This window comes from Geomicrobium sediminis (genome assembly GCF_016908595.1).
Classification (GTDB): Bacteria; Bacillota; Bacilli; order Bacillales; family Marinococcaceae; genus Geomicrobium_A; species Geomicrobium_A sediminis.
Genome location: NZ_JAFBEC010000003.1, coordinates 329,745 through 351,177, shown reverse-complemented (window position 1 = coordinate 351,177; position 21,433 = coordinate 329,745). Strand labels below are relative to the sequence as shown.

Genomic DNA, 21,433 nt, shown 5'->3' with positions numbered 1-21,433 from the left:
ACGACGCGATTAAACTGTGCTTCTTTCTTAGTTTAGAACGAACGCATTACGTGAATCAACAATGAAGCTTTAAACAGTGTTTATTGCAATTCTTTTAAATCAGCAACCAATTCAGGCAAGCCGTCTTGAAACAGGTGATCATTTCCTGAAAGCAGTCTCGTATTTAAGCTTCGGATTTTCTCTGAATAATACACCATATGTGTATCCGGCACGTGTTCATCATGTTTGCTTTGATATAAATACATGTGAGGAATGGTTGGCAACCTCGAACCGAAGTCCTCAAATAACACAAAATCCTCTCGTCTCCAATCTTCCACACCCCAAAATGGCGATGCGATTAAACACAAAGTAGAAATGGATACATGACACTTTTCTTCAGAGAGGTATTTCAACAAAACCGATCCACCTAACGAATGCCCGATTAAAACTACACCATCATGTATAGATGCAAAGGATTCATCTAGAACGGCTTTCCATTGAGCATACTTAGGATCTTCTGGGAACGGCATTGGCGGGGCCACCCATTCATAGTCATTGCTTAATTGTTTAACGAGTGAGGCTTTCAAAGCGTCACTTCCTTCGTGAACACTTTGCGGGCCCGCACTATGAATAAATAACACGTGTTTACTCACCTTGATTCCCCTCTTTCATGTTAGAGATTCAAAAAAACGATAAAAATTATCACACAGACTACAAGACGAAAACCATCTTTAATCACCTCTCCCGAGGTTTGTGATAGCGATATACTAGGATTGATAAAAGAAGAATAGTAGATGCAACGAGCGAGGATAAAATAGTTGCTGTATACAATACCGCTATCAAATCTGTAAAATAGCCAATGGTGAACACAATTGCAACGAAACAGGGCACTCCAAGCCACTTTTGCCATCGATAAACTCTGCCATCAAATGCAATTTCACTCAGAGAATGCTTCATCGCACTACCTCCTTCGTTAAGTAGCGTTTAGTTCGCCCTATTATTCCTCATTATGAACGTTTACTTCGTTAGACAAAATTCATCATCCATTTAAATTACGACATCGTTCAGTCTCGTTTTAGACAACCGCTGTCGAATCCTATCTAATATTCCTTAAACTACCAGAATATATTTTATTCGAGAGATTTTTGTTGTATTATGCTAGTTAAATATATAGAAAGTGCGATTATTCATGGAGTTACACAGGAAAGGAGCATTTAAACTTGACTGAAGAATATGAAATCATAAAAGACTTAGGTTCTTGGCTACATTGTTTATCTCTAAATGATCTTGAAAAAGCCGCTCAGATCCGAGATCAGCTTACTGAAAATCTACCATTCCTACATTTAGATCCACAAACAAAATCCTATTACAACTTGCTTTATTCTAAACACCAAATGATGCTCTCAAAAAGCGAAAAACAAAACAACCATCCAAATGAACCTTTTCAAGAGCAGCCTTCTTCAGATAAAGATTCAGAACAAACACTGATGTACCTTTATCATTATATGGAAGGTACGCTACTTAATCACTCCAAAAACTATTATAAAGCGTTAAAGCATTACACTGCCGCTGAAAAACAGCTTGGTGTGTTATGCGATATTGATCAAGCCAACTTTTATCTTCGACAAGCGAACACGTTCAATCATTTAGGAGAAAGCATAACAGCCTTAAACTATGCCATAAAAGCCTACGACACATATAAGAAAAGTCATGCATCTACGAAAAAAACCGTTCGTGCGCTAGTGCTGATCGGGAACATCTATTCAAAAACTGGCTATTACAAAAAAGCAAAATCCACATTCGAAGATGCACTTACCATTCAAGGACTTAAAGACCGCCAACGTGCAGTTTTATATCAAAGCATCGCTAAAAATGACTACCTTTTTCATTACAACAATGATGCGGAACATGGATTTAAGATGGCGTTGAACGTTGATGAAGAATTACGACTAGAATTCCAAGCGGACACCCTCTATCGGCTTGCAAATTCGTGCTTTCGACAAGGTAAACAAAAAGAAGGAGATCAGTTATTACATAAAATTGAAGAAGCGCTTACAAAAAATCACAAACGGTTTGAAGAGTTTCGTGCAAAAAGTATGATCTCTAGAGGTGTGTTCTTATATAAACCTTTTCATGATGGGATGATTCGGGAAGGGTTTCAACTATTAAAGAAATTCGGAATCCAAATCGAGCTCATTGAGTTAGCTCACGAGGTATCTGACTATTATTATGTCAATAGCAATTACGAGAAAGCCTATGATTATTTGTCACTGGCAAAGCGGCAGAAGAAAAACATTGTAGAATAACAATTATAAAGTGCCTTCATCGTCTTTTTCATCGGCTTCTTGGATGACTTCTTCACTGGATGGTTCTACGTGACTTGCAATGACAACTGACAACATACTAACTACCATAAGTAGCGCAATTTTCATCGTTGCACCTCACATTTTCTCAATTAGTTAGAATTACGATACCAGTTTCTACTAGATAAATACAATGATTTTGCTTACTTTTGAATACAAAAACAACAAAAAAAGACTTGGAAATACATCCAAGTCATTCGTTTTCTATTCATGATCAAAAGCAGGGATTGCTGTTTCGTCGTAATTTTCTTCTAGAAAGTCACGAACGATTTCACTAGTCATCACCTCTGCGAGTGTTTGAATTGCCTCTTCGTCTACGTTATCTTCACGAGCGACAAGTGTAATTGCGAATTCATTTTCTGTGCCTTCAGTGAGAAGTGCGTCATTTGCAGGAGTTAATCCTAACGGCTCAGCATAAGCCGGAGTTATGACAACCGCATCTGCATCGTCATACATTCTGGCGAGCATAAGTAAATCGACTTCTTCAAAGTTGTAATCATTCGGGTTCTCGCTAATATGAGACTGTGTATAATAACGCTCATCTGTTTCTTCTAGCTCAATAACTTCATGCTGCGCGAGTAGCTGTAGCGAACGGTCAATATTAGAGATGTCATTTGCAATTGCAATCGTTGCACCTTCTGGAAGTTCGTCCATTGATTCATAATCAGCAGCATACACACCGTAGTTAGCGAAATAAATCGGCTCCACAGGTACTAGTGATGCATCGTTATTAATGTTGTACTCTTCCATAAACGGAACGTGTTGGAAAAAGTTCGCATCTACTTCTTCATGATGTAAGGCATCATTCGGTTGAATATTGTCACCAAGTACAACAACGTTTAGATCAATGCCCTCTTCAGCCAGTTCTGGTTCAACTAATTCGAGAATTTCAGTCATTGGAGGAATTAAGGAAGCAACGTCTAGAGTAACTTCTTCACTTTCCTCAGTTGCTTCTTCTGTACTTTCCGCCGTTTCTTCAGTTGAATCGGTTTCTTGTTGATCTTCAGATGTGCCACATGCAGCTAATAATAGAGCAGGTATTGCAACTAGTGTAGTAAGCTTTTTCATGGTGAATCAATCTCTCCTAACGTTTGTCGATCTTTCTTGCAATGGTCATTCCGATAAATTGAATCATCTGAACGAGTATAACCATAATGACAATGACATATAGCATTAAATCAGTTTGAAACTGTTGATAACCATAACGAATGGCAAAGTCACCAACGCCTCCGCCCCCAACGACCCCCATAATCGTTGAATAGCTAATAAAGCTAATCGTCGACATCGTAAGTCCAACGACTAATCCCGACCTTGATTCTACAAGTAGAAATTTAAAGACGACTTCTTTCACCGAAGCTCCCATGGAAACCGCTGCGTCGATCACACCTTTAGGAATTTCTAACAAGGATTGTTCCACGAGCCTAGAATAATGAGCAAATGCAATGATTGATAAAGGGACCGTTGCAGCCGCAGTACCGATCGCTGTCCCCATAATAAGACGAGTAAAAGGAATTAAGAAGACGACTAGAAGCAAAAACGGGAACGAGCGAATAATGTTAACGAGCAGGTTCAGCGAAGAAAAAACAAAACGATTTTCTAATAAATTGCCTTTTCGACACAAATACAGAAGTGTTCCAACAGGCAGCCCTACTAGAATAGCAGCAAGAATTGAAACGCCTACCATAATAAACGTTTCTCCGATTGCCTGCCAAATTTCCGCTTGATAACGCAAAAGAATGTCAGGCATCATTTTTTAACTCCTTTATAAACCTTTCAGGACTTCGATCACTTTTAGGTATTCCCGACGATTCAATCGGTACCGTTTCATAAATCGTTCCTTGATCCATGACAGTGACTCGTTGACAAATGCTTTTGATGACGTTCATTTCATGGCTTACGATAATCACTGTCACACCGAGACGTTCATGTATATCACGGATAACGGTTAGAATCTCTGAAGTCGTATGAGGATCAAGTGACGACGTTGGTTCGTCGCAAAGAAGAACTTCAGGCTCATTTGCTAATGCGCGTGCAATAGCAACACGTTGCTTTTGTCCTCCGCTTAACTGAGCAGGGTACTTATCCATTTGATCTTCTAATCCAACAAAGCGTAAACATTCCCGCACACGATCTATTTGCTGATGCTTAGGCACTTGTGCAAGCTGTAAGGAAACCGCTACATTTTGTTCGACAGTTTTATTTAAGACAAGGTTAAAATGTTGAAAGATCATGCCTATTCGTTTGCGAGCTTCTCGCAGTTCGCGTTTTGAACGTGTCGTTAACTCACGATCACCGACATAAATCGATCCCGAATCTGGAATTTCAAGTAAATTCATTACCCGTAGCATCGTTGACTTTCCAGCCCCACTTGCACCGATCAAACCATGAATTTCGCCCTTATGTACTGTTAAGGAAACGTTTTGAATAGCCGTATGGGTACCGAACTTTTTCGTTACGTTTTGCAATTCAATCACAAATAAACCCCATTCCATCATACAAAGGCTAAAGTAACAACTTTTTTATTATAGTACATGTTAGGGTTGATGTCATAATCTACATCAACAACTTTCCAAAAATAACGATATGCAGAGAATTTGATCATTGAACTATTCAGAATTACTTGTATACTTAAAGGACTGATTGGTAGTAACGCGTTACATTTCTAAAGGAAGTAGACACCTAAGAGAATAAGGAGATTGATAATGATGAGAAAAAGAAACGCACTTGCCCTTGGACTTAGTAGTGCACTGCTACTCACAGCTTGTTCAAGTGATCCAGAAGAGAGCGAGACGAGTTCCGATGCTAATGAACCGAGTAGTGAAGTTGAAGCAGGTGGCAATTTCATATTGGCGATGCCCTCAGATCCTGTAACGTTAAATCCTCACGCAGCGACGGATATACCTTCAACCATCGTTTTTACGAACATTTATGAGAATCTTGTGATGAATGATGAGAACATGGAATTACAACCTGCGTTATCTGAATCTTATGACCAGATCGACGATTTGACATGGGAATTCAACTTACGTGAAGATGTTTCATTCCATGACGGGGAGCCATTTAACGCCGATGCCGTTGTCACAAATTTCGAGCGATTCCTAGATCCTGACACCGCATCACCACGCGCGTCTTTATTTGAACTCGTTGAAGACATTGAGGCGGTTGATGAGTACACCGTCCATTTCAAAACGTCGGCGCCATTTGCACCTCTTCCCGCTCACCTTGCTCACGGATCAGCTGGAATTGTTAGCCCAAAAGCAATAGAGCAAGATGAAGCAGGTGAATCAGATCTAACGATGAATCCAGTTGGGACAGGTCCTTTCGAATTCGATTCTTGGGAACAAGGAAATGAACTCGTATTATCCGCAAATGAATCCTATTACGGAGAAGTTCCTGCAATTGACCAAGCAACATTCAAAGTTGTACCTGAACAGTCAACTCGTATTGCCATGATGGAGCAAGGAGAAGCTCATTATATGCAACAAATAGAACCTGCAAATGTCGGTCAGTTTGAACATATGGATGACGTTTCTGTAATCACTCAAGAACAATTAGGCTACGAATACATCGGCTTTAATACCGAGGTGGAACCGTTTGACGATCCACTCGTTCGCCAAGCGTTAACAATGACCGTAAACCGTGAAACGTTACTTGAAGGCCTTTACGATGGGTATGGACTTGTCGCTGAATCACCACTTACTGAGAATACGTTTGGGTATTCAGACAACATTGAACCGTTAGAATACAACCCTGAAAAAGCAAAAGAGTTACTAGCAGAAGCAGGCTATGAAGATGGATTTGAAGCAACGATCTTAACGAACGATGCGAACCCATTACGTGTTCAAGTCGCAGAACTTGTACAAGATTACTTCCAAGAAGTTGGCGTAACGTTGTCCATTGAATTAATGGAATGGGGAGCTTACCTCGATGCAGTTGGTGAAGGGAATTCAGACATGTTCGTTCTAGGCTGGTCTTCAGCTACAGGGGATGCGGATTATGCATTGCACCCTAACTATCACTCTGACAACCTAGGTTCAGCTGGCAACCAGACATTCTATCAAAACGAAGAGGTTGACGAGTGGCTCATTCAAGCACGTGAAGAAACAGATGAAGATGCAAGACTCGCACTCTATGAACAAATTGAACAACAAATTGTAGATGATTCACCTGCAATTTTCACCGTTCACAACGACTATATCGTCGGCTTGTCTGACCACGTTGATGGCTTTATTCACTTGCCAAACGGAGTATTGCAATTAAAGAATGTAAGTCTTAGTGAAAGTGACAGTGGTTATTAAAAAAATCCAATTTAGGGTGAACTTTTAGTCACCCTAGATTGGATTTTTTGTTATTTATTACCTGAACTTATAATTACATCCCCGCAAGTAATGCAAGGATTCAATACACTTACCATTAATTAAAGCAAATATCACTTTTTTTCTCAATAGCTTCTAAATGTTCGTTACCAATCCCATCAATTCTTATCAAATCCTCAAATTCGTTAAACAGTTTTTGTTCTCTCAAATCTAGTATTTGCTCTGCTCGTTCTTCGCCGATTTGATAAATAGTCATAAGCTTATCTTTCTGGTCTTTATTTATGTAAATACTAGCAGCAGTACAATTATCGGTTTGCTCTTCTTTCGAGAATGTTATAGAAGTATTATTCTCTGAACCTAAGGTGCAACCAAATAATAAAACTATCATGATAAAAATCGGTGAAGACTTTAACAACCTATTATTAATTAATAACAAAGCACTACACACCACCCTATGATTGATTATTTAGAATATAAAATTTACTAAACTATACTATACAACATATTACCTAATAAATCCATAAAACAATGACTCGAGAATTAGACCTCAAGTCATTTTTAGATGATAATTAATTTTAACTACCATTATATTGATAATTCCACTACCGGCGCTTTTCGTTTTACGATGACTTCTCCGTTTCGAATTGAATAAAGGACAATTGCTTCTTTGCGTACAGCTTCGTATTCGTCTTCTGCATCAATGATGAGTAAATTCGCTGCATGCCCTTCTTCGATTCCGTATTGCTTAAGGTTCAACGCCTTTGCTCCGTTCAAAGTAATGAGTTCAAGTGATCGAACAATCTCGTTGTACCCAGTCAAATGAGCCACGTGAATGCCGGTATCGAGCACGCTCATTAAATTGCCATTACCAAGTGGATACCAGGGATCTTGGATCGAATCGAGTCCGAAAGCAACGTTCATATCTGCTTCGAGCAACTCCTTCACACGCGTTAGACCTCGCCGTTTCGGATACGTGTCAAACCGACCTTGCAAGTGTAAATTCGCTTTTGGTAGAGAAACGAAGTGAATGCCAGAGCGCTTTAATTTTTGAAATAACTTGTAGGCATACGCATCGTTATAAGAGCCCATGGCAGTCGTATGACTGGCAACAACACGCTCCCCCATCTGCCTGCGATCTGCCTCTCTTGCGATGACTTCGACAAAACGAGATTGTTCATCGTCAACTTCATCGCAGTGAAAATCGAGCAGTTTGTCATATTTCTCAGCAAGATCAAACGCTTTCTTAATGGATGCAACGCCTTCTTCATACGTCGGTTCGTAGTGTGGAATTCCACCTACAACGTCCGCACCGAGCTTTACTGCTTCTTCAACGAGCGCATCGCCACCACGATAACCGTACATTCCTTCTTGAGGAAAAGCGACAAGTTGTACATCCACCCATAGCTTCATTTCCTCTCGTAGCTCAAGTAATGCATGTAACCCGGTTAACGATGGGTCTGTCACATCAACGTGCGTTCTGACGTATTGGACACCATGTTCGATTTGCATGAACAACGCTTGTTTCGCCCGCAATTTTATATCTTCTTTCGTTTCATGAACAACTTGTTTACGTTCGGACCAGAGCTGTATCGCTTCAAACAACGTTCCTGATTCATTCCATCTTGGTGTGCCAGCGGCGAGTGCATAATCAAGGTGTATGTGAGGCTCCACGTATGGTGGAATGACCAACTTTCCTTGAGCATCAATCTCCCCTTCATTTAGCTCGCTAGAAGCAGGCGAAATCTTCTCAAAGATTCCGTTCGTCATCACAAGGTCAACTAGCCCACTTTGACCATACAATTTAGCATTTCTAATGATCATGACTTTGATCTCCTTTCGCTGGAAATAATAGATCTCGATTTGGTTGGTCCATAACTGGAAAAGACAATTCTCCTGCTTGCCATCTAAGCGCAATCTCATCAATGGTCGTAAACCAGACATGGGGCTTTGATTTCATATGTGTAATTAACTGGTCAAGCAATTGAGCGCGAGAGGCTCGTCCCATTAATTGAGGATGCATCGTTAAATGAAACATTCGCCCTTCTTCATAAAGTGCATCAAACTCCGCCTTCCACAATCGATACACTTTGTCAGGCTCCTCGATGTGAAACGAACTTCCCCAATCTCCTGAGAATGCAAACTGCTCCCAATCATCTAAGACCCATGTTCCAGGAACTTCGAGCAATTCCCCACCTTCTATCTGGACCTCGTAAGGGATGTCGTTTGCTTGCAAGCTTGCATCATATAAAAACCCATACTGCTTAAGAAGGGAAAGAGAACGGTCATGCATTTCCCAAAGTGGCGCACGATAACCAATCGGCTTTTTTCCCATCGTTTTCTCAAGCATTTCGATTCCTTTTATGAGTTCTGCTTCTTCTTGTTCCTTTGTCAACTGATCATTTGGCTTATGCAAATAACCGTGATGTCCAATAGCATGGCCTCCGCCAATGATCCGCTCTACGACTGTCGAATCCATTTCTGCGATTGCCCCCGGCACAAAAAAGGTTGCGAGAACGTCATGTTTACGAAGAATCAACAGTAAACGATCAAGTCCAATTCCACGACCATATGTGCCCATGGACAACAATGATGGACGATCTTGATTACGTGGCTCTGCTAAATGTGCCGTCTCTCCATCTACATCAAACGTCAAAACAGCAGCTACTGTTTGGCCACCTGGCCAACGGACCGATTCAATCACCATGACCACCTCCGATCGATTTACGTCTACTGTATACCATATTTTAAAATAAGTAAAATAAATATTTACTAATAATAAAATATAAATGTGATACACTCTCATTGAATGACTAGAAAGGGGTTGAAGCAATGGTTACCATTCGACCTGAACTTGCAAGCTATGTACCGATCGCGAACATGATTGCAGAGAACTTCGGTGATCAAGGAGAAGTTGTCATCCACGACTTTGCCGATGTAAGCGCATCTCTCGTTTATATAAAAGGAAACGTCACCAATCGAAAAGTTGGCGCACCGATGACCGATCGCATGTTTCAAGATTGGCGAAAGTACGGGAATGAAATTGAAGATAACTACGGATTTACGACCCGGACAAAAGATGGCCTTTGGCTAAAAGCTTCACTCTCTTACATCCGCAATTTAGAAGGACAGGTAATCGGTTGTCTCGGCATTAACCTTGATATCACAGCACTCATTTCAACCTCAAAGTTTCTTACTACACTTATCTCCTCAAGCGACGATCAAGCTCCAGTAGAACAAGAGTTTTACGGCAAAGATATTCAAGAAATGTTCCATGCCCTTCTTGAAGAAGCAAAGCAAACGATCGGTATTTCGATAACTTCAATGAAGCGTGATGACAAAATTGCGTTTGTTAAACATCTCGACCGTAAAGGCGCCTTTCTTATTCAAGGTTCTGCAGAGCAAATTGCTGATTACCTCCGTGTTACGAAACAAACGATTTATAATTATTTGGATGAAATTCGCAAGTAAGATGCCACGCCTATGTGGCATTTTTTTACTTTCACAAAGCTTTTTTGACAGATCAGTCACTAGAATGTGACTATAATTGGAACAATAACGATGAATAAGAGCTAAGGATTGTGAAAGTCTTCACATAAGAGATACACTAGAGCTAGAAAGAAACGTTTAGGAGGACTTCTGTTGAACGAACACTTGCGTCCTAGTCGTACACACCTTACTACGATGACACTACTTACCGTCATTACAGGGGTTGCGATCATAGTTCAAGCCTTTATGATTGTTTCAATTATTGATCGGTTATTTCTTCAATCACTTTCTTTTCAAGAAGTTATGCCCCAATTTGTCACGTTACTGATTGCGTTGTTCGTGCGCATTTTCAGTCGATTTCTGATTGATCGACTGGCGAACACCATGGCCACAAACGTTAAAATCACACTGCGTGAACGACTATTGCGTCACTTTTCAAATCGCACCCTTACCTCATCTAAGAAAACAAAAACAGGTGAGACGACGAGTTATTTTCTAGATACGGTCGATGAAACGGCTGCGTATTTTAATCAATACATTCCACAAATGATTCAATCAACCATTATCCCAATCATGCTTTTATTGGTGATTTTCTATGAACATTGGGCATCAGGTGTCATTATTCTCATTACAGCGCCGTTTATTTTCGTCTATATGATTATTATTGGTATGCGTACCGGTGATCAGTCGAAACAACAAGTTGAGAAAATGGCTGACTTTTCAAGTGTGTTTCTCGACACACTTCAAGGATTGTCCACGATTAAGTTCTTTGGACGGACAAAGCAGCAACATCAACGAATTAAAGATAAGAGTATTGAATTCCGTGACGCTACGATGAATGTCTTAAAAGTCGCGTTCACAAACTCCCTTGCACTTGAATTCATTTCAATGTTAAGCATCGGAATTATCGCTTTAGAAGTTGCCATTCGTATGATCATCGTCCAAGACACGACCTTTTATTCAGGGTTCTTAATGTTGATTCTGGCACCTGAACTGTTTAATAAGCTAAAAGACCTCGGCTCCGCATTTCATTCAGGAAAAGTGAGTAAAGGAGCTCTGGAAAAAACTGAAGCATTGCTCGAAGAATCCGATGAAGAGCAAACATTCGGTTCGAACGCACTTGATCCGACAGAACCACCGACACTTTTAATGGATGATGTACAGTTTTCTTATCCTGAAGGCTTCCAACTATCCCACATCAACTTAGTTGCCAAACCGTATGAAAAGATTGCTTTGATCGGTGCTACAGGGTCAGGAAAGACGACCCTTCTGCACATCTTAGCTGGATTGCTGCCCCACACAAAAGGAAGTTATCAGTTAGGGAACATGCATTTACATGAGATTGAAGCGTCTTCTTGGTACGACCAAATGACGTTGATCTCTCAAGATGGCTATTTGTTTGCAGGGACGATTGCGGAGAACATTACACTTGGTTCCAAAATGAAACCAACTGATGAAGCGGTTTTAAATGCGGCAACAGAAGCTGGAATTATCGAGTGGATCGAGCAATTGCCTGATGGCATCCACACCCTTGTTGGTGAAGGAGGACGAGGCCTGTCTGGCGGGGAACGTCAACGAGTGTTTATGGCTCGAGCGTTTTACAAAAAACCAAACGTCGTGTTTTTCGATGAACCTACAACGGGTCTTGATCTTCGAACGGAAGCGATGCTTCAAGCATCACTCAAAAAACTGAGCGAACAGTCGACCGTAATTATTGTCGCTCACCGACTTTACACGATTCGAGAAGCAGACCGCATCTACTTGTTAGAAAACGGAACCATTCGTGTAAGCGGCACCCATGAAACGCTTTGGAATGAAGATGATTTATACCGTAACATGATCACAACGCAGCAAGGAGGCACTCAGTCATGAAAGCACTCACACCTTTTATCAAACTCATTTTCGCTGAAAAAAGGGACCTCTTTCTTTCAATCCTTGCTGGTTTTATCGCAGGAATAACGGCCGTCGGTTTGTTTTCTGCTAGCGGGTATTTAATTTCTCACGCTGCACTAACTCCTCCCATTGCAACGTTGATGGTCATCGTTGCGATCGTAAAGTTACTCGGAATCACATCCGCTGTCAGTCGTTTCGGTGAACGCTATTATTCTCACCGAGCGACGTTTACGATGCTTAGCAACATTCGCTTACGTGTATACGAAAAACTAGAACCTGTCTCAAATCGAATTCTTAACCGCTATACGAGTGGAGATATTCTCTCCAGGATTGTCGGAGATGTTGACGCTCTTCAAAACGTCTTACTCCGTGTCGTCTATCCACCGATCGTAATGCTTTCAGTATTTCTTGCAACCATTGCATTTACGACATTGTTCTCAATCGGCACTGCTGTACTAATCATACTCGGTTTAACACTCTCATTACTCGTCATCCCTGCACTATTCTTTCTCAGCCAACGGCGAGTCAACGACCAGATTCGAGAAACACGTGGAGAGCTTTCTTCTATGTTTGCGGAATACGTTTACGGTTTTCGAGAACTGACCATTCACCAAGCCCGTCAACAACGGGAGCAACAGGTGCGTAACACGATTAAGCAATACGAACAGCAAAAGCAAAAATCACAATCAGTTCAAATGTGGAGCGATGCAACAATCGGCTTGCTCTCCTTTCTCGTTTCAGTTACCGTCTTGTTTTATGCTGGTTTCCAAGTGGCCGAAGGTAATTTGGCAGGCATTCTACTGGCGTTACTGCTCATGATTACGCTCACCGTCTTTGAACAGATTACACCGATGGCAACCTTACCGTATCATTTGCAAGAAAGCGCTCATGCAGCAAAGCGAATTGAGTCCCTTGAAGAGGAGAACAATCGCGTTGAACCCGATGTTGACGTTCAATTCAACGAAGCCTTAGGCATCCAGTTTCAAGACGTTACGCTTCAATTTGCGGACCAACTTCGCCCTGCAATCCAACGTGTGAACATCCAAATTCCATCAGGAAGCAAAACTGCGATTATCGGTGCAAGTGGCTCGGGTAAAACGACTATCGCGAATGTACTACTAAAAGCACTGCCTTATGATCAAGGCACTGTCAAAATCGATGGGCACGAGCTATCCACGATCTCAGAAGACACACTTTGGAAGAACACAAATGTCTCATTGCAATCAAATCATTTCTTTGTCGGTACCGTTCGAGATAATCTACTCGTTACAGAAGAGACGACAGACGACATTACTCTTCAAAAAGCGTTACACGCAGCGGAATTGCCCCACCTTAAACTCGATAGTCGTGTTGAGGAAAAAGGACAAAACCTCTCTGGTGGTGAGAAACAGCGACTCGCAATCGCTCGTCTGCTCCTTCGAGAAGCCCCGCTCTGGGTGCTCGACGAACCAACAACATCACTTGATGCACTTACAGAAGAACGTATGCTGCGCCTTCTTCTTGAGCGCGCAAAAGATGCCACTGTTATCCTAATTAGCCACCGCTTAACTGGACTTGATCAAATGGATCAGATTATCGTCGTAGATCATGGTCAAATTATTGAAAGTGGAACGTATGATGAGCTCATACAAAAGGACGGCTACTTCAAACAGATGAAGGCGCTAGAAGAGCAATTATTCATGAATGAATAAAGCGATCAGGCTACCCGAAGTAGCCTGATCGCTTTTACTTTTAGCTTCGCTCAATAAAAATAAACAATTTCCCAAATATGACCATCTAAGTCTTTAAAGTGACCTGAATAGCCCCACTCATAATCCTTCGGCTGACGAGGCAAAATTGTGCCTCCGAATTCCGAAACTCTCCTTAAAGTTTCATCGACCTCTTCTTTACGATCAGCAATACTACTCAAAATCACTTCAGAAGATCTCTCTGAATCAGCGCTCCTTTGATCAATTTCCTCAAGTTCAGTTCGAAGATTTAATACGAGTGTGATTCCATTTTCTAATTCAAACACGACTTGATCTGAACCTTGAACGAGCCCTTCTGCTGAAAATCCTAATCCATTTTGATAAAAGGCGGTTGATTTTTCTAAATCATCAACAGCAAGTGTGATGATCGTAATTCTTGGTTTCATAACAGCTTTGGCCTCCTTGTTTATACCAAAGTTACTAGGTTCAGTGCCTACTTCGATAACTAGACTTACCTACACAACAATGAACCTGCCTCATATAAATATACAAGAGGTGATACTATGTCAAAACATGGAAATTGCATTAACATTAACAACAACTTGATTAACGGACCTGGATTCATTGGTAACGGAGGCACTCCCACTATACCGACTGTCCCTACAGCGCCAACCGTTCCAACAGGCCCAGGAGAAGAAAACATCGGTATTTTCACAACAACCCCGTTCATAACTGCTCCAGGTGGATCTGGTGTTCCTCTTGAGACGAATCAAACGCTAATAGGCACTGCGATTACGCACACAGAAGGCGAAGCAGAGATTATCCTCGTCGAACCTGGTACGTATACGGTTTCTTATTCAGCAAATGCATTCGCTATGAACGGCTCTACAATTGCTCTACAAATCGAACAAGATGGCATCCTCGTACCAGGTACGTACGCTGAAGGTACAGAAGTTACTCTGTTAGCCGCTTCTGGAAGTCTGACGGTTACCACAACACCATCTGTCCTCACATTAGTACCTCCAGATTTCACGATTGGTACTGAGAATGTTGAAGTGACTGTCGTTAAGACTGCTTAGGAAATATGTAAACCTACTAGCCCGCAGCCTCATGCATGCGGGCATTCATATTGGCGTTATACCTTCAAATTGGGGACAGGCAGTTCATTTCCAAACTGTACATTAGTCGTCAACTGCTACTCTTTCACGCTGCGAAGCAGGTCCTTTCTCTTCATACCATCTAATCATTCTCCATACCCCGTCACATTCTTTCTTCCAGACCTCTAGCGACAGTGCCTTTACTTGCATATCTTGCTCTTTAAATAGAATTTCATAAGAAACCGCCGCTTGCCCACTCGCTTGAGGCATAATCGTTAATTCAGAGTACTCAAATTGAATGTCTTTCCCCTTATAGAAGTTCACAGCATTGCTATTTCCTTTGGTAATCGCTTCGTAATTCATCTGTTCAACGCCACCAGCTTTAGGCATATAAAGATATCCAATAAAATCCTTTGAATAATACGTATTTAATTCTTCAAACTCTCCTCTTGCCATTTGCTCATGCAATTCACGCATTTTTTGCACTTGAGCTGTGATTTCCTGCGTAATTTGATTCATCATAACCTCCTCTTCAATTGTTTCTAGTAGTGATATAACCATTCCATTAAAACTTTTCACTTTCCTGCTACATGTATTCGATTGACTCTCCCCTATAGGGGAGGCCTTACACTACAAGTAATCAATCAAAGGAGGCAATAACATGAACGTTGAGATTAGAGAAGTAAGAAAAGAAGATATTGAACCGATCAAAACGATTACCATCGAAGCTTTTGCTAAAGGGTTTATTGAGGATGAACAGTTATTGGATGCTGCTGTTACGATGATGTTTGTAAGTCCAATCTTAACTAAAAGCAGCTTCGGAAGAGTTGCGACATTAGACGGAGAAGTTGTTGGTGTGATTTTTGGTTCAAGAGTTGGCGAGGCACCGACATATCGCATGTTGCAAGAAGATTATACGAAGGAAATGCTACACTTACTCAACCAAGAAAACGACGACCGAGATTTGTTCGTTCAATTAACGAACTCAACGAATGAGGCCTACAAGAAATTAATACAAGGCAAAGAACATGAATTCCAAGGTTGTTTAGAATTCTTTGCTGTATCTGAACAAGCTCGAGGAAAAAAAGTTGGAAAGAAATTGCTGAATGAGCTCTTTTCATATTTCACCGAAACGAACACAGACAAGATCTATGTCTATACCGACACGATGAGTAACTACGGTTTTTATGATCATAACGGCTTTGTTTGTCTAGACGAAGAAGTCACCGTGTTTGATCTCCCTGATGGTGCATTTAAGAACACAAATTTCATTTATGAATATACGTTTTAAGCGCATCAAATTTAGTCCACCTCATGTCATGGGGTGGGCTTTACGTTTACTTGGAATTGAGCATGATAATTATCTTGATTAAATACGTCCGTCACTAAGTACAACATGTATAGATCATGGTATTCCAGATCGTTCGTCTTTAAATAGTCTACCAACAATTGTAGCACTTCTTCCTCAGATTCCTTCGTACAATTTACCGTTACGTACTGTCCGCTTGGCAATACTGAAACCGTTGCAGTTTCTTTTAGCAATTGATAATCTTCTACGTTGATGATTCGAAATACGTCACGAACGTTAAGATCGTCGTGCAAAAATGTATAAATTAACCCATACTCGAATGTATGATTCGTAAATTCAGCTAACTGCTCGTCTAACTGATCAAATGATAAAACCTCATTTAGTTCGCCTGCTTGTGTAGGTGAACGTAAAAGGTACCGCTCTTTAAATGTTTGTACGTGAATACCATCTTTTTTACGTTCAACTTCTGAAGAATGAATGGTGCGCTGCAATAAGCTTATTCGTTTTTGAAGCTGCTCTAGACTTACCATCTCTTCTTCAATTTCTTTACTCTTCTTTTCTAAGAAAAGCTTAAGTTCATTCGTATCTGCTTTTTCAAATAAAACTTTAATCTCTTTGATTGTGACATTGCTTTGTTGGCAAAGTTTTATAATGTCTATGTAAATGAATTGACCCATCGTATAATATCGATAACCATTGTCAGGGTTGACATAAACTGGACTAAGCAAACCAATCGTATGATAATAACGAAGCGCCTTAATGGTTACATTTTTTAATTTTGATACCTCACCAATGGAAAAATACCTACGTTGATCCATAACTTCCTCCATTCGAACTAAAAACACCCTTACTATATCCAAATATCGTACAAGTCATTACGATCATTCAAGTACGTAGGCATCTGAATCGTTCCTTGTTTATATCGAGTTATTTTATAACGCCTGCAAATAACCCCGTCATGACTTCAATGTGATCTTGATTGATACAACGAAATGAAGCCGTTATTGATCTACGACCATTGTCTTTCTTTGTATAGTGATCAATGGTCACCACACATGTAATCGTATCTCCGGTAATGACTGGCTTTAGAAAAGTAAAGTTCATCGTATGCGCAAGAACGTCATTTTCTCCCCCAATTTTCGTTGGTAGCGTTGCAGTTAATAGCCCTTGAACAATTACGTTCCCGTTTTCATCTGGATTTACATGATGAACACCTTCATCAAGAGAAAGCTTCGTGAACGTATCAACATCTTCTTTTGTAAATGTACGACTAAAACTAAGTGTGCTGCCAACTTCTAAGTTCATACTCAAATCTCCTTTTTAAGTCAGACTACTAAATAGAGACGTTCTTTTAGGTGAGGCTAATGAAATATGTAAAAATAGCGTCATATATAGCTGGCAGAACTGTTAAAACAACGATCCAAACGATCGTACTCAAAGTCGCCATAGAAGCGAATTGACGTTTAGAAATTTCTTTTCTTTGGTGTGCAATGAGTAATACTTTAATGATTGAACTTACTGTGATTGCAATAATTATTCCAGAAAAAAGTACCGCTAAGAAGATTTGCATCACTGAATTCCTTTCAGTCATTCCAAGTTGACGATCACGCATCGTTTCATCAACTGTTCCGACAAGTCTTTTTACTTCGTCCAAATGTCGAATACTAAAGTTCCTTCACAAACATTACCCGATCTTGACCAGGTCCATCGTAATCTGACTTAACGTGTACATGATCAATTTCTTTGTCGCCTTGTTCAATGTAGAATCCCATCGTTGTATGGTACGCAATCGATGTTTTATTTACAGGCGACGTAATACAGCGCACGATCGACCGCTCTTCTTTTAGGACGTAAGTAAAGAACGTATGGTAAAGCTCCTTGGCAACCCCTCGATTGCGATGATTTGGATTCACACCAACGAAATGAATGTACGCTTGATCCTTATGAGTCTGAGAAAGGAAACCTATTAGAAAGCCTATGACCTCCCCTTCAACTTCAGCAATAAAACTCGAATCATTAAAATGGTCAAAAAATAACTTCGGCAACATGTCCGACATTTGCCTGCCACCCCACCACTCATTTAATCGCGGCGATACGAGTTCATAATCTGAACGTATGACATTTCGAATGATCATCCTTTGTCCTCCGATGTATTTTTGTCTCTTTATACTAACATGTTCACCCATTGCTTCTGGTAAAACCTCATAGATCTTCTCATAAAAAATACTCTCTAAAAGCGTCTTCCTGACTTTGTAGAGAGCTTATCAACAATTAAACTAGAAATCTCTTTCAACCCAAAACATTCCTACTTTAAATGATTTTCATTATTTGACGATGCTAACACCTTGGCTTGTTGCTTAAGCTCTCGCTTTAATATTTTTCCTGCTCCACTCGTCGGTAATTCTTCTGTAATAACAAGTTCACGGATTTTTTTATAGGGTGTCACTTGTTCATTAACAAATGAAAGAAGTTCATTTGTTAAACACTCTCGCTCTTCTTCAAGGAAATCCTTTATAACAACAAAAGCTACAGGGAGCTCTCCATGCAGTTCATGTGGCACCCCAACTACCGCTGCTGAAGATACTCGCTCATAACGGTACAACCAATCTTCTAATTCACCAGGATATACATTATAACCTTTGTATAAGATCATATCTTTTTTCCGATCAACAATATACAAGTAACCATCTTCATCAAATGTTCCTAAATCGCCAGTACGAAGCCATCCGTCTCTTAAAGCGATTTCAGTTTCTTCAAGTCGATTTAAGTAACCTTGCATCACCTGAGGACCCTTTGCACAAACTTCTCCGACTTGACCCGTACTGACTTGTTGATTACTCTCATTCATCAAAATCACTTTAGTGTCATAAGTTGGTATGCCTACAGAACCAATTTTCCGTCGAGCCGAGCGTTCACATGGATTTGCCGTCAACATCATGGACGCTTCTGTTAAGCCATACCCCTCAGATATGATTGCATTTGGGAAGATCCGACCAAGTTTTGTTAACACCGATTGCGCGATTGGTGATGCACCTGAGATTACTTGTTTCACACAAGTGAAATCCATATCCTCAATGTTTGGAACCGTAACAAGAGCATGGAATAAAGGAGCTGCACCGCCTACTGTTGTCGCTTGATGCTGTTCGATCATTGATAAATATTGTCTAGGTTCAAACCACTTTAACAGTACAATCGTCGCTCCTTGAAATAGAATATTATTCAGGTAACCAATTGTACCCATTGCGTGGTACCAAGGCGTAACTGTCAACGTCACACCAGTTCCAAAGGGAATTAAATAATGGTCTTCGTCTGACGGATTCTGAGATAAAACAACGGTTTCATTCACTTCTTCTACCGTTCCACCGTTACGAAAACATGTCGCTTGGATGATATTTGCCACAACATTTGCATGTGTTAGCATGACCCCTTTGCTTCTCCCTGTCGTTCCACCCGTATAAGCAAGATGAGCAATGTCAACATCTGGGTCAAAGGTCAAATCAAGTTCTTTGGCTTCTTCTTCCTCCAATAGATCTTTAAACTGATACGTATGATCCGACAACTTACTTTCACCTGAAACAATAATTTCTGCCACTGCTGTTTCTTTGACGACACTTGTTACAAGTGATTCCGTTGCGCCCGTCGTCACAACGATTCTTGCCGAGCAGTCATTCAACTGATGAGTGAGCTCAGCTTCTGATAACAAAGGGTTTGCAGGAGAATACGTTGCACCACTCATTATAATTCCATAATATGCAACAAGATACTCGACCGAGTTCGTAAGATGTAAACAGACGACATCACCTTTTTCAATGCCAAGCCGATGAAGTGCTTGAGCAAATTTCAGGCTTTTTGAATATATTTCTTCATACGTATAGCTGTCCTCACCATCAACGAGTGCAACACGACTAGGGTAGATCCTAGCACTCCCTTTAAACAGCGCTTGTATTGGCACTTTTGGATAATTTATTTGAGTCACATTAATTCCCTCCATTTTCTATTGATATATAAGGTCTGGGAGCCACAAAGTGATTTGGGGGAAAATCATAACGAGAATCGTTAATAACACATACAAACCAACAAATGGCCATACAGCAGTATATAGTTCTTTCATCGAGACATCTGGGGCAACAGATCGCAAAACAAATAGGTTGAAACCAAATGGCGGTGTGAAATAAGCCATACACATATTGATGACAAAAAGCACACCAAACCAAATCGGATCAAAACCAAGTGCATGAACAACCGGTAAAAATAGTGGTGCAGTCATTAGAAGAATACCTGCAGGATCCAAAAACATTCCAAGCACGAAAAATACAATTAAAATCCCAGTGAGAATAACCCATCGATTCACATCAAAGCTCGTAACAAAACCTGCAAACCAAGAACCAACACCTGTTACCGTTACAATCTTTGAATACGCAATGGCACCGATAATAAGCCAGAAGACCATCCCAGTTATTTTCACTGTCATCATCATAATTTGCTTTATATTAGGTATATTTAATTTCTTTTTAATTCCGGCACTAACCAATGCTCCAACCACACCAACAGATGCTGCTTCTGTTGGTGTAGCAAAACCCGTATAAATTGATCCTAGAACGAGGATGATGACAAAAAGCGGTAATGCAATATTTTTTAATGAGATGATTTTTTCTTTTAAACTGTATCGGTCTTTTTTATCCACAGCAGGTCCTGCCCCTTGTTTGATATAACAATAAACAATGGCATAGGTCATAAACAAAATTGCTGCTAGAATGCCTGGTCCAATACCAGCCATGAACAAACGCCCTGTTGATACACCTGCTTCATTCGCGTATATAATCATAATGATACTTGGAGGAATTAATAGTCCTAGTGCCCCTCCTGCAACGATGACACCTGAAACGAGCTTACTATCATACCCACGTAACATCATTGACGGTCGAGCCGTTACTCCAAGTGTTGCTGTAGCTACTGTGGCAATCCCTACCATTGCGCCAAATATTGCAGAGATTAATGTTGTCCCTGCTGCCAATCCACCCTTTAAACCACCCATCCAACGGTAGATCACCTCATACAAATCATCAGCAATTTCACTATACCTAAGAATAGCTGCCATTAAGATATATAACGGTAACGCAGATAAAGTAAACTCGGTCACTTTACCATATGACCCAAATAAAAACGCATCCAAGCTGAGAAAGCCACCCCAAAAAAATATGCTAAAAACAATCGACAAACCACCTAATGCAAACGCAACTGGTACCCCTAAAAATATAAACAGAAGCAGAGACCCAAACAGTAATAAAGCGATTAAACTCAC

General features: G+C 40.6%; 24 protein-coding genes. 7 read left to right on the top strand and 17 right to left on the bottom strand.

Annotated features, from left to right (window positions below; translation table 11 throughout):
* Positions 1–80: 80 nt before the first annotated feature.
* Both JOD17_RS07305 and JOD17_RS07300 read right to left on the bottom strand, forming a co-directional pair.
* A complete protein-coding gene (locus tag JOD17_RS07305; protein ID WP_204696621.1) occupies positions 81–632 on the bottom strand; it encodes an alpha/beta fold hydrolase in 552 nt (183 codons plus the stop codon).
* A gap of 82 nt (positions 633–714) precedes the next feature.
* Positions 715–936, bottom strand: coding sequence for a hypothetical protein (locus JOD17_RS07300; protein WP_204696615.1), 222 nt, complete (start codon positions 934–936; stop codon positions 715–717).
* Positions 937–1,199: 263 nt separating this feature from the next.
* Between JOD17_RS07300 and JOD17_RS07295 the strand changes: the two genes are divergently transcribed.
* Positions 1,200–2,285, top strand: coding sequence for a tetratricopeptide repeat protein (locus JOD17_RS07295; RefSeq protein WP_204696613.1), 1,086 nt, complete (start codon positions 1,200–1,202; stop codon positions 2,283–2,285).
* A gap of 3 nt (positions 2,286–2,288) precedes the next feature.
* Here the strand turns inward: JOD17_RS07295 and JOD17_RS21530 are convergent, their stop codons facing one another.
* The 4 genes from JOD17_RS21530 to JOD17_RS07280 form a co-directional block, all read right to left on the bottom strand.
* Complete coding sequence (locus JOD17_RS21530) at positions 2,289–2,411, bottom strand: hypothetical protein (protein ID WP_275581705.1); 123 nt, start codon at positions 2,409–2,411, stop codon at positions 2,289–2,291.
* A gap of 135 nt (positions 2,412–2,546) precedes the next feature.
* On the bottom strand, positions 2,547–3,410 hold the full coding sequence (locus JOD17_RS07290; protein WP_204696612.1) for a MetQ/NlpA family ABC transporter substrate-binding protein: 864 nt from the start codon (positions 3,408–3,410) through the stop codon (positions 2,547–2,549).
* A gap of 16 nt (positions 3,411–3,426) precedes the next feature.
* Positions 3,427–4,089, bottom strand: a complete 663-nt coding sequence (locus tag JOD17_RS07285; protein ID WP_042419310.1) for a methionine ABC transporter permease — start codon at positions 4,087–4,089, stop codon at positions 3,427–3,429.
* Complete coding sequence (locus JOD17_RS07280; RefSeq protein WP_204696611.1) at positions 4,082–4,816, bottom strand: ATP-binding cassette domain-containing protein; 735 nt, start codon at positions 4,814–4,816, stop codon at positions 4,082–4,084. Before JOD17_RS07280 ends, JOD17_RS07285 begins: the two co-directional genes overlap by 8 nt.
* Positions 4,817–5,047: 231 nt before the next feature.
* Here JOD17_RS07280 and JOD17_RS07275 point away from each other — a divergent pair, with 231 nt between their 5' ends.
* On the top strand, positions 5,048–6,640 hold the full coding sequence (locus JOD17_RS07275; protein WP_204696607.1) for a glutathione ABC transporter substrate-binding protein: 1,593 nt from the start codon (positions 5,048–5,050) through the stop codon (positions 6,638–6,640).
* Positions 6,641–6,755: 115 nt separating this feature from the next.
* Here JOD17_RS07275 and JOD17_RS07270 read toward each other — a convergent pair whose 3' ends face one another.
* The 3 genes from JOD17_RS07270 to JOD17_RS07260 form a co-directional block, all read right to left on the bottom strand.
* Entirely contained in the window at positions 6,756–7,094 is a 339-nt protein-coding gene (locus JOD17_RS07270; RefSeq protein ID WP_204696605.1) for a helix-hairpin-helix domain-containing protein, read from the bottom strand.
* A gap of 149 nt (positions 7,095–7,243) precedes the next feature.
* On the bottom strand, positions 7,244–8,479 hold the full coding sequence (gene codA, locus JOD17_RS07265; RefSeq protein WP_204696603.1) for a cytosine deaminase: 1,236 nt from the start codon (positions 8,477–8,479) through the stop codon (positions 7,244–7,246).
* Positions 8,469–9,362 (bottom strand): polysaccharide deacetylase family protein, encoded by an 894-nt coding sequence (locus JOD17_RS07260; RefSeq protein WP_204696601.1) that lies wholly within the window; start codon positions 9,360–9,362, stop codon positions 8,469–8,471. Before JOD17_RS07260 ends, codA begins: the two co-directional genes overlap by 11 nt.
* A 125-nt stretch (positions 9,363–9,487) precedes the next feature.
* On the opposite strand from JOD17_RS07260, the gene JOD17_RS07255 reads away from it, so the two are divergent.
* From JOD17_RS07255 to cydC, 3 genes are all read left to right on the top strand, one after another.
* Positions 9,488–10,126, top strand: coding sequence for a helix-turn-helix transcriptional regulator (locus tag JOD17_RS07255; RefSeq protein ID WP_204696600.1), 639 nt, complete (start codon positions 9,488–9,490; stop codon positions 10,124–10,126).
* A 171-nt stretch (positions 10,127–10,297) separates the two neighbouring features.
* The gene (gene cydD / locus JOD17_RS07250) at positions 10,298–12,016 is read left to right on the top strand and encodes a thiol reductant ABC exporter subunit CydD (RefSeq protein WP_239575295.1); all 1,719 of its coding nucleotides are present in this window, start codon (positions 10,298–10,300) and stop codon (positions 12,014–12,016) included.
* Positions 12,013–13,728 carry a thiol reductant ABC exporter subunit CydC gene (cydC, locus tag JOD17_RS07245; protein WP_204696599.1) on the top strand — a complete coding sequence of 572 codons (1,716 nt, stop codon included), beginning with the start codon at positions 12,013–12,015 and terminating at the stop codon, positions 13,726–13,728. The genes cydD and cydC overlap by 4 nt, the downstream gene beginning before the upstream one ends.
* A 50-nt stretch (positions 13,729–13,778) precedes the next feature.
* Here the strand turns inward: cydC and JOD17_RS07240 are convergent, their stop codons facing one another.
* Positions 13,779–14,171, bottom strand: a complete 393-nt coding sequence (locus tag JOD17_RS07240; RefSeq protein WP_204696597.1) for a VOC family protein — start codon at positions 14,169–14,171, stop codon at positions 13,779–13,781.
* 117 nt (positions 14,172–14,288) lie between these two features.
* Between JOD17_RS07240 and JOD17_RS07235 the strand changes: the two genes are divergently transcribed.
* A complete protein-coding gene (locus JOD17_RS07235; RefSeq protein ID WP_204696593.1) occupies positions 14,289–14,804 on the top strand; it encodes a hypothetical protein in 516 nt (171 codons plus the stop codon).
* A gap of 102 nt (positions 14,805–14,906) precedes the next feature.
* Here the strand turns inward: JOD17_RS07235 and JOD17_RS07230 are convergent, their stop codons facing one another.
* Positions 14,907–15,341, bottom strand: a complete 435-nt coding sequence (locus tag JOD17_RS07230; RefSeq protein ID WP_204696592.1) for a DUF4440 domain-containing protein — start codon at positions 15,339–15,341, stop codon at positions 14,907–14,909.
* 142 nt (positions 15,342–15,483) lie between these two features.
* On the opposite strand from JOD17_RS07230, the gene JOD17_RS07225 reads away from it, so the two are divergent.
* On the top strand, positions 15,484–16,113 hold the full coding sequence (locus JOD17_RS07225; protein WP_204696591.1) for a GNAT family N-acetyltransferase: 630 nt from the start codon (positions 15,484–15,486) through the stop codon (positions 16,111–16,113).
* Positions 16,114–16,139: 26 nt separating this feature from the next.
* On the opposite strand, the gene JOD17_RS07220 is transcribed toward JOD17_RS07225, so the two are convergent.
* The 6 genes from JOD17_RS07220 to JOD17_RS07195 all read right to left on the bottom strand — a co-directional run bounded on the left by JOD17_RS07220 (position 16,140) and on the right by JOD17_RS07195 (position 21,433).
* The gene (locus JOD17_RS07220) at positions 16,140–16,949 is read right to left on the bottom strand and encodes a MerR family DNA-binding transcriptional regulator (protein ID WP_204696590.1); all 810 of its coding nucleotides are present in this window, start codon (positions 16,947–16,949) and stop codon (positions 16,140–16,142) included.
* Between the two features lie 109 nt (positions 16,950–17,058).
* Positions 17,059–17,436, bottom strand: coding sequence for an FAS1-like dehydratase domain-containing protein (locus JOD17_RS07215; RefSeq protein ID WP_204696589.1), 378 nt, complete (start codon positions 17,434–17,436; stop codon positions 17,059–17,061).
* A 46-nt stretch (positions 17,437–17,482) separates the two neighbouring features.
* Positions 17,483–17,785, bottom strand: a complete 303-nt coding sequence (locus JOD17_RS07210; RefSeq protein ID WP_204696588.1) for a hypothetical protein — start codon at positions 17,783–17,785, stop codon at positions 17,483–17,485.
* Between the two features lie 10 nt (positions 17,786–17,795).
* Positions 17,796–18,266 (bottom strand): GNAT family N-acetyltransferase, encoded by a 471-nt coding sequence (locus tag JOD17_RS07205; protein ID WP_204696586.1) that lies wholly within the window; start codon positions 18,264–18,266, stop codon positions 17,796–17,798.
* Between the two features lie 170 nt (positions 18,267–18,436).
* A complete protein-coding gene (locus JOD17_RS07200; RefSeq protein WP_204696585.1) occupies positions 18,437–20,107 on the bottom strand; it encodes an AMP-binding protein in 1,671 nt (556 codons plus the stop codon).
* A gap of 18 nt (positions 20,108–20,125) precedes the next feature.
* Positions 20,126–21,433, bottom strand: coding sequence for a TRAP transporter large permease (locus JOD17_RS07195; RefSeq protein WP_338028768.1), 1,308 nt, complete (start codon positions 21,431–21,433; stop codon positions 20,126–20,128).

Coding starts and splice junctions, on each gene's coding strand:
- JOD17_RS07240 (WP_204696597.1), bottom strand. CDS start 14,171: ATGAAACCAAGAATTACGATCATCACACTTGCTGTTGATGATTTAGAA.
- JOD17_RS07220 (WP_204696590.1), bottom strand. CDS start 16,949: ATGGATCAACGTAGGTATTTTTCCATTGGTGAGGTATCAAAATTAAAA.
- cydC (WP_204696599.1), top strand. CDS start 12,013: ATGAAAGCACTCACACCTTTTATCAAACTCATTTTCGCTGAAAAAAGG.
- JOD17_RS21530 (WP_275581705.1), bottom strand. CDS start 2,411: ATGAAAATTGCGCTACTTATGGTAGTTAGTATGTTGTCAGTTGTCATT.
- JOD17_RS07275 (WP_204696607.1), top strand. CDS start 5,048: ATGAGAAAAAGAAACGCACTTGCCCTTGGACTTAGTAGTGCACTGCTA.
- JOD17_RS07225 (WP_204696591.1), top strand. CDS start 15,484: ATGAACGTTGAGATTAGAGAAGTAAGAAAAGAAGATATTGAACCGATC.
- JOD17_RS07285 (WP_042419310.1), bottom strand. CDS start 4,089: ATGCCTGACATTCTTTTGCGTTATCAAGCGGAAATTTGGCAGGCAATC.
- JOD17_RS07290 (WP_204696612.1), bottom strand. CDS start 3,410: ATGAAAAAGCTTACTACACTAGTTGCAATACCTGCTCTATTATTAGCT.
- JOD17_RS07205 (WP_204696586.1), bottom strand. CDS start 18,266: ATGATCATTCGAAATGTCATACGTTCAGATTATGAACTCGTATCGCCG.
- JOD17_RS07230 (WP_204696592.1), bottom strand. CDS start 15,341: ATGAATCAAATTACGCAGGAAATCACAGCTCAAGTGCAAAAAATGCGT.
- JOD17_RS07260 (WP_204696601.1), bottom strand. CDS start 9,362: ATGGTGATTGAATCGGTCCGTTGGCCAGGTGGCCAAACAGTAGCTGCT.
- codA (WP_204696603.1), bottom strand. CDS start 8,479: ATGATCATTAGAAATGCTAAATTGTATGGTCAAAGTGGGCTAGTTGAC.
- JOD17_RS07300 (WP_204696615.1), bottom strand. CDS start 936: ATGAAGCATTCTCTGAGTGAAATTGCATTTGATGGCAGAGTTTATCGA.
- JOD17_RS07235 (WP_204696593.1), top strand. CDS start 14,289: ATGTCAAAACATGGAAATTGCATTAACATTAACAACAACTTGATTAAC.
- JOD17_RS07255 (WP_204696600.1), top strand. CDS start 9,488: ATGGTTACCATTCGACCTGAACTTGCAAGCTATGTACCGATCGCGAAC.
- JOD17_RS07215 (WP_204696589.1), bottom strand. CDS start 17,436: ATGAACTTAGAAGTTGGCAGCACACTTAGTTTTAGTCGTACATTTACA.